The sequence below is a fragment of the Chenggangzhangella methanolivorans genome (assembly GCF_042648545.1).
In the GTDB taxonomy this organism is placed as follows: domain Bacteria; phylum Pseudomonadota; class Alphaproteobacteria; order Rhizobiales; family Methylopilaceae; genus Methylopila; species Methylopila methanolivorans.
In genome coordinates, this window is record NZ_JBHRXS010000016.1 from 1 (window position 1) to 12,628 (window position 12,628).

Genomic DNA, 12,628 nt, shown 5'->3' on the forward strand with positions numbered 1-12,628 from the left:
CGCGTCAGCGCCGCTCATGAACTAACATTGCAACCGGACCACTCGATGGGGGCCGGCCACTGACGCCGAACTGCCAGATGTGACCCTTGGCGATATTGCGCAGCATGGAGGATCGGCGCTCACCCTGCTTCCCCCAGGGGATGCGCTGACCGGTCGAAGCTTGCTCGGCGGACGCGTGGAAGCCGGCGCCTTTCGAGTATTTGTATTCGACGAAGCCCCTGTCGCGGCAGAACTCCAGCCAGGCGACGTTAATCATCGCGACGACGTTGTTCGATGCGATCTTCTGCCCAATGCCCAGGGCGGGAAAGCCGTGCTCGACAAACTCCAGCAACGGGATCTCATGCTTCAGCACGAACCTGCCGACTCTCGCGAGGCCCGCGTCGATTTCGGATTGGTCAGCGAAGCAGAGCACGCCGGAGCCATGGACGACGTGGGGGCAATCGAAGGCGGCAAGCGCCTGATCCAGAAGCTTGCGATCGATCGCTCCCGAACTCTCGAAATACCGGATGACGTCCGGGGCCTCGGCCGCGCGCAACCAGTTTGACGTGAGGCGTTCAGCCTGATCAACGAGCGCAACTGCGCCGCGTCGGCGAAAGATCTCCCAATTGGGATCGATCGCGACCTTGTCGGGGAAGCGGGGCGCGTTGCGCCGCTTGAGCGCGTCCAGCAGGCGATCGAGCCCTTCCGCCCATCCTCGAACGAAGTCGACAGGTATCGCGTCGCCGAGGCCTTTGACGTTGCGAGCCGGCTCCAAGCGAAGCGGAATGATGAAGCGCGCGTCGCCGAGCTCCTTCGACATCTCCAGCGCGAGATCGAGATCGTCCCTGACGTGAGGGTCGTCGAGCGTGGCCTGACGGCAAATCAGCAGGACCTTCGCCGCTCGATGCTGCAACGCCTGGCCGACTTCACGGCGCCAGCGGTCTCCCGGCGAAAGGGTCAGGACGTCGGCGAACACCCTGTAACCCGCGGCCTCGAGCTTGGGCGCGAGCCAGAGCGCGAATTCGTCGTCGGATGGAGATGACTTGATCAGGAAGAGCGTGTCGCGCTCGGCTGCCTCGCCGACAGCCTCGGCGCGAGGCAGCAGTCTGGCGAGGACGTCCGGAACCGGTGCGGACTTCGCAATGCCCTTCTGCACAGCGCTGGTGACGATGGCCTCGAGAACACCGGCGCTTTGCGTCCAGAGTTTCGGGTGCGCCCTCTCGATGTCCGGATACTTGCGAAGCAGCGCATTCAGGTCTTCGAGCCCGACGATGTCGCCGCTCGTCAACAAGGCTGGCCCGATGAGCTCGCCCAGCACGGCTTTCTTTTTGTTTGTGAGCGAGACGGATGTCGCAAGGACATAGCGCTTAGGTTGGAGCCGATCGACGGACTCCCGCTCCTTGGACATCTTTGACTTGAGCTTTGAGAACCCGGATCGCTGGTAGTGCTTCGCCTGGAGAATTATCGCGCCGTCGGCGAGCGCATGGCGGCCGTCTATCCCGTCATCCGGGCCTTCGGGGAAGGCTTCAAAGCGCAGGCCGATTTCGCGGCCGATCAGGTCGCGGGCCAGATCTTCGAATTCGCTGAAAGACAATCCGGTGAAATCATAAGCCATCAGCTCGCAGAATGCGAACTTATCTACTTGGCGGTCAAGGAGTTCAAGCGATGGTGCGAGACACATATCCCTTACCAACACCAGAAGTTTTTTTTGGGACACGCGCCAGCCGACCGGCATCAACGACCCCGCATCAGCAGATAACGAAAGGTCTCGATAAGTTGGCTCGCTTTTCGCACGTTGGCGCCGTCTAGAAGACACTGGCTGCAGTGTATCGGAGCGGACTTACGCGGCGTCCGGTGGGTCAGAAACTGCCTATTCGAGAAGCTTAGCGGCTGGCACGGCTAGCGCTGAGGCGATCCCCTCGAGCACTACGATCGTGGGGTTCCTTACGCCGCGCTCGACCCCGCTGATATAGGTCCGGTGCAACTTGGCCTCAAAGGCGAGCGCCTCCTGCGACAGGCCTTTTTCCTGCCGGAACCGCTTCACGTTGAGGCCGACCCGCCGCCGTACGTCCATGGGCGGACGGTCACGGCGATGTCGCCTATCAATCTACAGACGATGAGTCTCATTTCACTCGACACGCCCACGCTTCCGAGCACTAGTATGCTGACTATGAGTCTCATCCGGACAACGTCGAATGTGTTGCTTATCTCGGGTTTCGAAGCGGAAGGCTGATGCCTTCTCAAGACGTCAGTCGCGAGTTCCCTCTCGCGGGCTCTCGCTTCATTCATTCGATCGCCCCGGCACAGCTCATAGATCTCCGCTCGCCGCGACGCGGCTGGCGGCGGCCCATCAACATTTCTACGTGACCAGGTAGCCGACGCCATGTCGCAGGCGCTCATCGCGATCAGCATGATTTTGCAGGTTGTCTTCGTGATCAGTCTCGTAAGACTGATCTTCCACTCGCAACGAGCGTCAGCGAAGAAATGGCTTAAACTTTCTGGATGGGCGTTCCTGGTCAGCATTGCCGCGCTGTCGTTTGTCATGATGCGCCAACTGGACGACGAAGCCGTCGCTCTAGGTTTTCAAGATTCCGCGGACCACCAGAAGGCCCAGGCTGAAGGCATCCTTGATCCAGCGGTCTGGCGTGTCCGCAAGGCGGAGCTCGCCGCCGAAGCCGCGAAGCTCCGGAAGGAAGAAGAGCGAAAGGCCGAGATCCAGGAAGCCGCGGCGGCCGAGCGCAAAGCGACCGAGGTCAAACTCGCGGCCTGGAAAGAGAAGAACTGCGACAAGGATCTCGACTGCATCGGCATGAAGAAAATGGCTACCGCAAACGCCTTCTGTTCCATGGCCGTCGAGCAACTGGCCAAATACCAATCTGAGTGGAGCGACAGCTTCGGCGAGCGGAAGTTTCCCTACTATCGCTGGGGAAACCGCGCGGGCGTCGTCACCTACTATGGTGGAGCCATCAAGTTCCAGAACGGCTTCGGCGCCTGGCAGAACATGGTCTACGAGTGCGACTTCGATATCCGGCGGGACCAGCCGATCGACGTCCGGGCAGAAGCAGGTCGGCTCCGCTGAGTGTGCGCCTAAAGCCGACGCACCGGCGCAGCCGTGCCGGTCCGTCGCATATCAAAGCTGTTTCCGGCGCTTAGGCTCGGAGCGACCTAAAACACCGTCCCTTGGGTCTTGGAGGGCTGGGCCGCTGCCTGCCGTTTTCGAGTTTGTGCACCGGGTTGAGGGTTTTTGTCCGGTCGGTCAGATACGCGAGCGCCTGGCTCGTAGAGTCGACCTGGTCATCGTGCTTGCCGTTCGGGAACGCCAAGAGCTCGTTCAGCCAATCCGCATACCACGGTGCCTTAACCGGCACGTGCACTTGCCCAGACTCAAAACGCGCTGATTGCGCCAAGAAGCGTGCCTGCTTTTCAATCCGCACCTTCTGCATGATGAAGTTCCGATGGCGTGTGCGCCGTAGGTCTTGGACGATCGCCCGGCCCATGTCGCCTTCTTCCACGACGGTCTGATCAACGTCCCAACGCTCAGCGAGCGCGACGATCTGACGGCGGAGCTCCGGGACCTCGCTCCGGACTCGAAGGCAGTCGAGCAGATAGAAGTCGAGCCCCTTCGCGCCCCAGACCGTGCCGACCGACCAGTCGGCGGTTTCTGAGAGGGTCGAGGCCGTGTCCCAACTGGCGATGACGAGGTCAAATTCCTCTGGCGCCTCGACATAGCTCCGCATCCACTCGCGCTTGACGATGTTGCCCTCGAGCGGGAGCGGCTGCTGCTGGTACTGGCTCGAGAATGTGAGGCTGCCTTGGGCTCGCCGTAGCGTCTCGAGCTCTTCGAGGGGCTCGCGTTCGGGATGCAGGACCTCGTTCGCCTTGCGAACGTAGACGTCACCGGGATCGTCGCTCAGCTGATAGGTCTGGTCTTCGGGCGCGATCGCTGGGATCGCGACGACCTCCCAGTCCTCGGATTTGAGCACATGGCCCACAAGATCGTCCTCATGCAGGCGCTGCATGATGATGACGATGGCTCCCTCGACCTTGTTGTTGAGGCGGGTGCGCAGCGTGTTGTCGAACGCCTCGTTGACGCTTCGACGGCTCGCCTCGGAAAGTGCGTCGGTCGCCTTGATCGGATCGTCGACCAGGATCAGGTCCGCGCCTTCGCCAAGAATCGATCCGCACATGCCTCTCGCCAGACGGTGACCCTTGAGCGTCGTTTCCAGCTTGAGCGTGCGAGGGCGTCCCGCAAAACCAAACCGCGGAAACGTCGTTCCGAACCAGTTGGTCTGCATGACGGTTTTGGCGTCGGAGGCGAGCTTGCGCGCGAGCTCTTCGGCGTAAGACACCGCGATGATCTTCTTGGTCGGATCGCGGCCCATCAGCCAGGCCGAGAACGCGACCGAGACCGTGATCGACTTCATCGAGCGCGGCGGAACATTGATGATGAGGCGGCGCACGTCTCCGCGCGCCACTCTCTCAAGCTGCCAGCAGATGTGCTGGATGTGCCAATTGGGCTGATAGGCGACGCCGGGTTCCAGCGTCGTAAAGCACTTTTCGACAAAGACCTTGAGATCCTTTCGGAACACGGCGCGCAGACGCGGATCAGACATCCTCGTCGCTCTCCGTCTTCGGCTGCGCTGCTCTGTTCGCCCACTCGCGTTTGAACTTCGCGAGCGCCGCATCGATTTTCGCTTGGACGTAGTTCTCGAGCAGCGCGTCGTCTGAGGCGTCGTGATCCTGTTCAGAAGCGTCGGAGGCCAATTCGATGCGCTGTTTGCGATCGTAAATGCCCTCAATCGCACGAACGTTGCCCTTCAAGCCCTCCTGCACCCAGCGCAGCATTAGCGCTTTCTCGAGAGTGGCGCGTTGCTTCTTCTGGCTCTCGGTGATTTCAACCTCTTGGTCGAGCACCTCCTTCAGTGTGGCGCTGATGTTCTGACTTCCCTTCTTGCGGCCACCCGGATTGCCGCTCTGGCCCTTTTTGAATTGGCCGGTCTTCGGCGGCTTGCAGTACCCGACCTCGTAACCGTCATCGCCCCCGGATTCGCCATTTGCACCGGCGGGCTTCTTCGACTTCGCCATGTCGATCACTCCGCAGCCTGAACCGCGGGAACGCGGCGGCGCACGCGGATGGCCGCCGGCGCCGGTTCCACCTCGGGCTCCGGCGTCTCGTCGCTCTTGGCGCTGCGCATGGCCGCCAGTTCAGCGAAACTTGCGCCCGTCTCGACGTGGCGGGCGACGCCTCCGGACCACGCCTCCCAGCGGCGGATCGCGACATCGACATAGGCCGGGTCGAGCTCGATGACGCGCGCGCGGCGGCCGGTCTTGGCCGCCGCGATGATGGTCGTGCCGGAGCCCGAGAAGGCGTCGAGCACGATGTCATTGCGGTTCGAGACGTCGCGAATCGCGTCCGCGATCATGGCGACCGGTTTGGGGGTCGGGTGCAGCTCGAGCTCTTTGCGCAGGCCCGCCGCGCCCGGATAGGCCCAGACGTTCGTGCGGTTGCGGCCGAACTTGCCGAGTTGGACATTGTTCGCGTGCGGAGCGCTCGGCTCCTTGAACACGAACACCAGCTCATGCTGGCTGCGATACAGCGAGCCCATCGCGCCCGAGCCCTTGTCCCAGACGCAGAGGTTTTTGAGCTCAAGCTTCGACGCGGCTCCTGCTGCCAACATCTCGGCCATGTGGCGCCAGTCCATGAACGCCATGTGCACCGCGCCAGCACGGCAGAAGCGCGAGCACATCATCAGGAAGTTTGCTAGGAACGTCGTGAAGGCCTCGGCGGTCATCTCGCCGACGCCCATTACGAACTCGCTGTGGCGAGAACTGCCGACGTGGTTCCTGATCGAGACGTTGTACGGCGCGTCGCTGATGCTCATCGCCGCCTTCTCGTCGCCGAGCAGCGCCGCGTAGGTCGCGAGATCGGTGGAGTCGCCGCAGACGATGCGGTGGTCGCCGAGCTCGAACATATCGCCGAGGCGGGTGACCAGCTGCCCGGGCGTTTCCGGAACGCTGTCGTCCTCGTCCTTCTGTTCTCCCTCGGCGCCGCCCGTCTCAATGAGGCGGTCGATCTCCGGGGAGGCGAAACCCGTCACCGTCAGGTCGAACGAGATGTCCGTCTTGAGATCAATCGCGACCAGCTCGGCGAACTCGATCGCCAGGAGCTTTTTATCCCAGCCTGCGTTCTCGGCGATTTTGTTGTCGGCCAGGCGCAGCGCGCGCTTCTGAGCATCGTCGAGGTGGCTCACGCGGACCGCCGGCACGCTCTTGCGGCCGAGCAGCTTGGCCGCCGCCACGCGGCCGTGGCCGGCGATCAGCGTACCGTCGTCTTCGAGCGTGACCGGGATCACAAAGCCGAAGCCCTCGATCGAATCTTTAATCTGCTCGATCTGGGCCGGCGAGTGCGTCCGCGCATTGCGCGCGTAACCTTTGATCTGGCTGATCGGGACGTCTTCGATCTTCACGCGCAGGTCGGCGTAGAGGTCGCGCGACGTAGCTGAGACGTCAGCGGCCGGGATCGGAATAGTAGTGGAGTTTCTGAAGCGGGAGGAGCTCACAGTCGTTTCGCCTGGGCATGAGTCAGCCTCTCACGCCAGACGAACTCTGGCGGTTCTCGACACTATTGTGTCGCCGAGAGGCCCAACTATAATGCCCGTGCGATGCACGTTCTTCCGAGTCGGTATACGAGGAAAGAACCACCACCGTACGCGGATGTCAAGGCCTTGGACTTGGATTTTTCAAGACCTGAAAGTACAAGTGTTTGTCAACGAGAATTGTTGCTGCTCCGAGGACATTTTCCTGCAGATTTCCCTCAGAGCAGTGAAGTTGGCGCAGGTGAGACCAGTTCGCTGTGGACCGCGTCCACCACCAACAAATCCCTGGCGTTATCCCACTCCTGAAGCCTGCGCGTTGGAAGCCTTCGTTTCCACCGTGTTATCCGCTCGGGGGGCGGCCCGCAGTTTCGCGACCTTCGACGTTTTCGACGCGCCGTCTCGCGAGTGGCGAGCCGTCGTCTTCAGGTTCGAACGGCCCGGCAGGCGACGGGCGCGTTCGAGGTCGGCGCCGGCGTCGATCGATTCGGTGACGCCGCCGGCACGGCTGTCCATCTGCCAGACGTTCCAACGCCTCGCAGCCGCGAGGTGGCTTCGGCCCGTTTTTTTCTCGACGTCTGGCTGGCTGCTTTGACAAACGGCATGCCTCAGCCAAGCGACTGTGGGCCTGACGGCAATAAAGACTGATAGCCAACGGCAGCGGCTGCCTGGGAAACAACCCGGCCAACCAGTCTAACGAAGGTAAGAACTTTCTCCGGCATAGATTGCCGATCGCCTACGGTCGTAGAACCTTCCAGACCGCACCTCGGTCTAGTGATGTGGATCTGATTTCTGAGGGGACTCGTCGCCAAAGCTGGGTTTACGCCACGGCTCACTGTCGCTAAGAACGGAGTCTGGGTACTCTGAACGCATCGGATAGCGGGCCGTCACGTCCGCCATCAGCAGGGTTGGACCGATGGCGTCTCTCAGCATCAGGATCGATCTTCATCCAGAAGGCAGCATCGGCCCCGGGAAGATCGAACTGCTCGAAGCGATCCATCGGGAGGGGTCAATTTCAGCCGCCGGGCGCGCGATGGATATGTCTTATCGTCGGGCGTGGGACCTCGTCGACGAGACGGCGAAGATCTGCGGCCGCCCGGTGGTCGCGTCGCAGACCGGCGGGAAACACGGCGGCGGAGCGAAGCTCACCGCCTTCGGCGAAGAACTGATCCAGCGGTATCGCGCGATCGAGAAGGCGGCCGCTAAGGCTGCGAAAGCCCAACTAGCCGCGTTGCAGTCCGGCACGCAGAGGTCGGATGAAAAGAATCCGGTGACTTCGAACGCCGCCTGAGCGCCGCGGCTTGGCTCTTTAGAAGGGGCGGCCGCATGCGCCCCGGCGCCTCGTCTGACGTGCGGGCAAGCTTGGTCGCGGCGGATTTGTCGAGAGAGCAGGACGCCTCGAAGCCATCGGAGGTTCGAAGCGTCAGAATCACGGTCTCACAGTCGGAGGCGGCTTCGAGCGTCCAGCGCCGTCAGTTCCGAACGGGATACGCGGACCCCGTCGCGGCCCGGTGATAGACCGCGCCGCCGAGCACGATCGCGACCGCTCCGGCGAGCACCGGCGCGACGAGGAACGTCCAGGAGGCGCCGGCAAGAATCACCACGATCGGGTCGGCTCCGGCCGGCGGATGGGTCGTTCGGGTCAGCAGCATGGCGGCGATTGCGAGCCCGACGCCCACCCCGAAGGCGAGCGGCGTCGCCCCAAAGGCCATGAAGGCCGCAAGCCCGACTGCGGTCGAAACGAGATGGCCGCCGATGACGTTACGCGGCTGGGCGAGCGGGCTGGCGGGCAAAGCGAAGACCAGAACGCAGCTCGCCCCAAAGGGCGCGATCAGGAGCGCGGCTCCGGAGAACTGCGAAAGTTCGGCCAGCGCGAAGATGACGAGAAAGCCGCCGAGGCCGGCCATCGCCGCGGCGCGCGCGGCCTCCCGGGACGCCATAAGCGCCCTCCCGTTTGGTGTTCTTGTGAGAGCGTGGCGGGACCGGCGGCGAGGCCGCCGATCCCCTTGAAGGCGCTTGGCCTCAGCTCGCCTTCTTGAACCTCGCGGCCTCGTCCGAACCGCCGGTCGAGTTTCCGCTGGCGTAGGACTTGGCCCCGACGCCCGCGAGCGCGCCGCCCTGGACGATCAGATATTCGTCGCGGATCGGACGGCCCTCGAAGTGGCATTCGAGGATTTCGCGCGTTCCAGCCGCATAACGCGCCTGCGCCGAGAGCGAGGTTCCCGAGATATGCGGGGTCATGCCGTGGTTCGGCATGGCGCGCCACGGATGGTCGTTCGGGGCCGGCTGCGGGAACCAGACGTCGCCGGCGTAGCCCGCGAGCTGCCCGCTTTCGCAGGCGCGGACGATCGCGTCGCGATCGACGATCTTGCCGCGCGCCGTATTGATGATGTAGGCGCCGCGCTTCATCTTCGAGATCATGGTCTCGTCGAAGAGGTTCAGCGTCTCGCTGTGCAGCGGGCAGTTGATCGTCACGACGTCGCAGACCTTGACCATGTCCTCGACGGTGTCGTGCCAGGTGAGGTTGAGCTCCTTCTCGACCGGTTCCGGCAGACGATGGCGGTCAAAATAGTGCAGGTGCACGTCCCAGGGCTTAAGACGGCGCAGCACTGCTAGGCCGATACGGCCGGCAGCCACCGTGCCGATGTGCATGCCCTCGACGTCGTAGGAGCGCGAGACGCAGTCGGCGATGTTCCAGCCGCCCTTCTTCACCCACTCGTAGGACGGCAGGTAGTTGCGGACCTGGGACACGATCATCATCACCACATGCTCGGCGACGCTGATCGAGTTGCAGAAGGTGACTTCCGCGACGGTGATGCCGCGCTTCACCGCGTCGATCCACGCCTTCGCGTCGCGGCCGCGGCTGTCGGGCTACTCCACCACCAAGGGCGCGGTGATGGCGATGACACGCGGCCTCGCGCTCGAGCTCGGGCCCGACAAGATCCGCGTCAACGCAGTTTGCCCCGGCCCGGTCGACACCGCCATGCTCCGCGGCTTCGCCAAGACCGAGGAGGCGCGCGATCGCATCTCGACCGGCGTCTGGGGCCTGAAGCGCCTCGGTTCGCCGGAGGAAGCCGCGGGTCCGATCCTGTGGCTCGCCTCCGACGAGTCGACCTTCGTGACGGGCGCGGCCTTCGTGGTCGACGGCGGCACGCTCGCGGCCATCTGATCGGAGCGCCGGTTTTCTGCGCGCGACAATCCACTAAACATTCCCTCCATTGCGCCGCCAAGCGCAATGGAGGTCGGCTTGGGCGAACAGAATCTCGATCGGCTGTCGGCCATGCGCGCCTTCGCGATGGTCGGCCGGCGACTCTCCTTCGTGAATGCGGCCGCGGCGCTCGACATCAGCGCCTCGGCGCTCAGCCGCCGAATCGCGCAGCTCGAGAACGCGCTCGGCTGCCGACTGCTCCACCGCACGACCCGAAGCGTGACCCTGATGGAAGCGGGCGAAATCTATCTCGACCGCTGCCTCGACGTGCTGGCGTGCGCCGAGGAGGCGGACGCGGCGGTCTCGGCCCACGCGGTCGAGCCGCATGGCCTGCTGCGGATCGCGCTGCCCAACCTCTATGGCCAGAAGGTGGTCGCGCCGCTGCTGCCGCGCTTCATGGAGCGCCACCCGCGGCTCAAGCTTCAGCTGCTGTTCGACGACCGGTTCGCGGACCTTGTCGAGACGCGCGTCGATGTCGGCGTCCGCATCGGGACGCTGACGAGCGGCGACTATGTCGTGCGCAAGCTGACGATGAACCGGCGGAACCTGTGCGCGTCGCCCGCCTATCTCGAACGGCGCGGCGCGCCGACGGCGATCGACGATCTCGGCGCGCATGACTGCCTGCATTTCAGCCCGCTGATGGACGGCGCGAGCTGGCGGCTCGTCCGCGACGGACGCGCCGCCGACGTGACGATCGACCCCTTGCTCCAGGCCGACAACGCCGAGGCTCTGCGGCTCGCCGCGCTCGGCGGGCGCGGGATCGCGCTTCTGGCGGATTTCCTGGTCGAACCCGACCTCGCCGAGGGACGGCTCGTCCGCGTCCTGCCCGAGTGGCAGGTCGCCGACAGCACGGTCTACGCGGTCTACCCGCATGGCCGCCACGTGCCGGCGAAAACGCGCGCCTTCGTGGACTTCGTGGCGGCCGAGATCGGCACTTAGGCCGCGACCTTCAGCACGACGCGGAAGCGCGCCTTGCGACGCAATCGCATGCAAGCGCAGCATGAAGGACAGATTGTCCAACTTGCCTGGAAGTCGCCGGGCGCAGAAGGACATTTTGTCCACTCGCGCGCGACGAAGATCATGGAGACCGTTGAAAAACGAGGCGCTTGGCGGGTGGCCCGGACATTGCTGACCGGCTCGGCGAACGCGGCGAAGACCGCGTCGCCCGGGACCGCCAGGAGGCTCCATGTCCGCAAGCATCGCCGCAGACGCCGGCTTCTTCAGCCGCGAGCGAACCATCGCCGCGCCGACCTTCAATCGCTGGCTCGTGCCGCCGGCTGCGCTCGCCATTCATCTGTGCATCGGCATGGCCTACGGCTTCAGCGTCTTCTGGCTGCCGCTCTCGCGCGCGGTCGGGATCACGCAACCCGTCGCCTGTCCGGCCGACATGAGCTTCCTCGCAGGGATGGTGGCCACGGGCTGCGACTGGAAGATCAGCCAGCTCGGCTGGATGTACACGCTGTTCTTCGTGCTGCTCGGCTGCTCGGCGGCGATCTGGGGCGGCTGGCTCGAGCGCGCAGGCCCGCGCAAGGCGGGCCTCGTCTCCGCCGCCTGCTGGTGCGGCGGCCTGCTGATCTCGGCGCTCGGCGTCTACACCCACCAGCTCTGGATGCTGTGGCTCGGCTCGGGCGTCATCGGCGGCGTCGGTCTCGGCCTCGGCTACATCTCGCCGGTCTCGACGCTCATCAAGTGGTTCCCCGACCGCCGCGGCATGGCGACCGGCATGGCCATCATGGGTTTTGGCGGCGGCGCCATGATCGGCGCGCCGCTCGCCGATTTCCTGATGCGCCACTTCGCGACCGAGACTTCGGTCGGCGTGTGGCAGACCTTCGTGGCGATGGCCGCGATCTACGTGGTGTTCATGGTCGGCGGCGCGCTCGGCTACCGCGTTCCGCGCGAGAACTGGAAGCCGGCCGGCTGGACCCCGCCGGCGCCTTCCGCCAACGCCATGGTGTCGGCCAAGAACGTCGACCTCAACGTCGCGACCAAGACCCCGCAGTTCTGGCTGATCTGGCTGGTGCTCTGCCTCAACGTCTCGGCCGGCATCGGCGTCATCGGCATGGCCTCGCCCATGCTGCAGGAGGTGTTCGGCGGCAAGCTCATCGGCCTCGACATTCCGTTCAGCGAACTCTCGGCCGCCCAGAAGGCCTCGATCGCCGCGATCGCGGCCGGCTTCACCGGTCTGCTCAGCCTCTGCAACATCGGCGGCCGCTTCGCCTGGGCGACCTCTTCGGACAAGCTTGGCCGAAAGCTCACCTACGCGATCTTCTTCACGCTCGGCGTCGTGCTTTACGCGCTCACCCCCACCTTCGCGGGCTTCAACACCACGCTGTTCTTCGTGCTCGCCATGGGCGTCATCATCTCGATGTATGGCGGCGGCTTCGCCACCGTCCCGGCCTATCTCGCGGACATGTTCGGCACGAAATATGTCGGCGCGATCCATGGCCGCCTGCTGACCGCCTGGGCGACCGCAGGTATTCTTGGCCCGGTGCTGGTGAACTATCTGCGCGAATACCAGCTCGCCGCCGGGCTGCCGTCGTCCCAGGCCTACAACCAGACCATGTACATCCTGGCGGGCCTTCTGGTGCTCGGCATGATCTGCAACCTGCTGGTCCGCCCGGTCGCGGCGCGCCACCACATGGCCGAGGACAAGACCGCGCGGCAGGCGAACGCCGCGACGGCGCAGGCCAGCATCAGCGAGACCCCGACGGCGGCGGCCACGACCTCGCTGGTCCTCGTCGGCCTCGCCTGGGCCGCGGTCGGAATCCCTCTCGCGATCGGCGTGCTGATCACGCTGCAGAAGGCCGTGATCCTGCTGCACTGAGCGGATCGCGCGTTCTGCTCCCCT

General features: G+C 64.3%; 12 protein-coding genes and 1 pseudogene. 5 read left to right on the forward strand and 8 right to left on the reverse strand.

Annotation, left to right across the window (positions count from 1 at the left end):
• Window positions 1-4: 4 nt before the first annotated feature.
• Together ACFOWB_RS21975 and ACFOWB_RS21980 are read right to left on the reverse strand one after the other, a co-directional pair.
• The gene (locus ACFOWB_RS21975; protein ID WP_378149369.1) at window positions 5-1,714 is read right to left on the reverse strand and encodes a TIR domain-containing protein; all 1,710 of its coding nucleotides are present in this window, start codon (window positions 1,712-1,714) and stop codon (window positions 5-7) included.
• Window positions 1,715-1,849: 135 nt separating this feature from the next.
• Complete coding sequence (locus ACFOWB_RS21980) at window positions 1,850-2,053, reverse strand: helix-turn-helix domain-containing protein (RefSeq protein ID WP_261404493.1); 204 nt, start codon at window positions 2,051-2,053, stop codon at window positions 1,850-1,852.
• Window positions 2,054-2,362: 309 nt separating this feature from the next.
• Between ACFOWB_RS21980 and ACFOWB_RS21985 the strand changes: the two genes are divergently transcribed.
• Window positions 2,363-3,058, forward strand: a complete 696-nt coding sequence (locus tag ACFOWB_RS21985) for a hypothetical protein (protein WP_261404494.1) — start codon at window positions 2,363-2,365, stop codon at window positions 3,056-3,058.
• Window positions 3,059-3,128: 70 nt separating this feature from the next.
• Here the strand turns inward: ACFOWB_RS21985 and terL are convergent, their stop codons facing one another.
• From terL to ACFOWB_RS22005, 4 genes are all read right to left on the reverse strand, one after another.
• Window positions 3,129-4,568, reverse strand: a complete 1,440-nt coding sequence (gene terL / locus ACFOWB_RS21990) for a phage terminase large subunit (protein WP_378149372.1) — start codon at window positions 4,566-4,568, stop codon at window positions 3,129-3,131.
• Window positions 4,569-4,584: 16 nt separating this feature from the next.
• A complete protein-coding gene (locus ACFOWB_RS21995) occupies window positions 4,585-5,064 on the reverse strand; it encodes a DUF5681 domain-containing protein (RefSeq protein WP_261404496.1) in 480 nt (159 codons plus the stop codon).
• A 5-nt stretch (window positions 5,065-5,069) separates the two neighbouring features.
• Window positions 5,070-6,539, reverse strand: coding sequence for a site-specific DNA-methyltransferase (locus ACFOWB_RS22000; protein WP_378149376.1), 1,470 nt, complete (start codon window positions 6,537-6,539; stop codon window positions 5,070-5,072).
• 327 nt (window positions 6,540-6,866) lie between these two features.
• Window positions 6,867-7,088, reverse strand: a complete 222-nt coding sequence (locus ACFOWB_RS22005) for a hypothetical protein (RefSeq protein WP_378149378.1) — start codon at window positions 7,086-7,088, stop codon at window positions 6,867-6,869.
• A gap of 400 nt (window positions 7,089-7,488) precedes the next feature.
• Between ACFOWB_RS22005 and ACFOWB_RS22010 the strand changes: the two genes are divergently transcribed.
• Window positions 7,489-7,863: a winged helix-turn-helix domain-containing protein gene (locus ACFOWB_RS22010; protein ID WP_378149380.1), complete on the forward strand. Its 375-nt coding sequence runs from the start codon at window positions 7,489-7,491 to the stop codon at window positions 7,861-7,863.
• 181 nt (window positions 7,864-8,044) lie between these two features.
• On the opposite strand, the gene ACFOWB_RS22015 is transcribed toward ACFOWB_RS22010, so the two are convergent.
• On the reverse strand, window positions 8,045-8,512 hold the full coding sequence (locus ACFOWB_RS22015; protein WP_378149382.1) for an HPP family protein: 468 nt from the start codon (window positions 8,510-8,512) through the stop codon (window positions 8,045-8,047).
• 82 nt (window positions 8,513-8,594) lie between these two features.
• A pseudogene (locus ACFOWB_RS22020) lies at window positions 8,595-9,404 on the reverse strand (NAD-dependent formate dehydrogenase); the annotation flags it as partial.
• Here ACFOWB_RS22020 and ACFOWB_RS22025 point away from each other — a divergent pair.
• From ACFOWB_RS22025 to ACFOWB_RS22035, 3 genes are all read left to right on the forward strand, one after another.
• Window positions 9,388-9,741, forward strand: a complete 354-nt coding sequence (locus ACFOWB_RS22025; RefSeq protein WP_261404499.1) for an SDR family NAD(P)-dependent oxidoreductase — start codon at window positions 9,388-9,390, stop codon at window positions 9,739-9,741. The pseudogene ACFOWB_RS22020 and the gene ACFOWB_RS22025 sit on opposite strands and share 17 nt — an antisense overlap.
• Window positions 9,742-9,819: 78 nt before the next feature.
• Complete coding sequence (locus ACFOWB_RS22030; RefSeq protein WP_378149384.1) at window positions 9,820-10,719, forward strand: LysR family transcriptional regulator; 900 nt, start codon at window positions 9,820-9,822, stop codon at window positions 10,717-10,719.
• 247 nt (window positions 10,720-10,966) lie between these two features.
• Window positions 10,967-12,604 carry an OFA family MFS transporter gene (locus ACFOWB_RS22035; RefSeq protein WP_261404500.1) on the forward strand — a complete coding sequence of 546 codons (1,638 nt, stop codon included), beginning with the start codon at window positions 10,967-10,969 and terminating at the stop codon, window positions 12,602-12,604.
• Window positions 12,605-12,628 lie beyond the last annotated feature (24 nt).

Excerpts from the sequence above, each read along its gene's own strand:
- ACFOWB_RS22015 (WP_378149382.1), bottom strand. The coding sequence starts at position 8,512 with ATGGCGTCCCGGGAGGCCGCGCGCGCCGCGGCGATGGCCGGCCTCGGC.
- ACFOWB_RS21975 (WP_378149369.1), bottom strand. The coding sequence starts at position 1,714 with ATGCCGGTCGGCTGGCGCGTGTCCCAAAAAAAACTTCTGGTGTTGGTA.
- ACFOWB_RS22010 (WP_378149380.1), top strand. The coding sequence starts at position 7,489 with ATGGCGTCTCTCAGCATCAGGATCGATCTTCATCCAGAAGGCAGCATC.
- ACFOWB_RS22025 (WP_261404499.1), top strand. The coding sequence starts at position 9,388 with ATGCCGCGCTTCACCGCGTCGATCCACGCCTTCGCGTCGCGGCCGCGG.
- ACFOWB_RS22005 (WP_378149378.1), bottom strand. The coding sequence starts at position 7,088 with ATGGACAGCCGTGCCGGCGGCGTCACCGAATCGATCGACGCCGGCGCC.
- ACFOWB_RS21980 (WP_261404493.1), bottom strand. The coding sequence starts at position 2,053 with ATGGACGTACGGCGGCGGGTCGGCCTCAACGTGAAGCGGTTCCGGCAG.
- ACFOWB_RS21985 (WP_261404494.1), top strand. The coding sequence starts at position 2,363 with ATGTCGCAGGCGCTCATCGCGATCAGCATGATTTTGCAGGTTGTCTTC.
- ACFOWB_RS21995 (WP_261404496.1), bottom strand. The coding sequence starts at position 5,064 with ATGGCGAAGTCGAAGAAGCCCGCCGGTGCAAATGGCGAATCCGGGGGC.
- ACFOWB_RS22035 (WP_261404500.1), top strand. The coding sequence starts at position 10,967 with ATGTCCGCAAGCATCGCCGCAGACGCCGGCTTCTTCAGCCGCGAGCGA.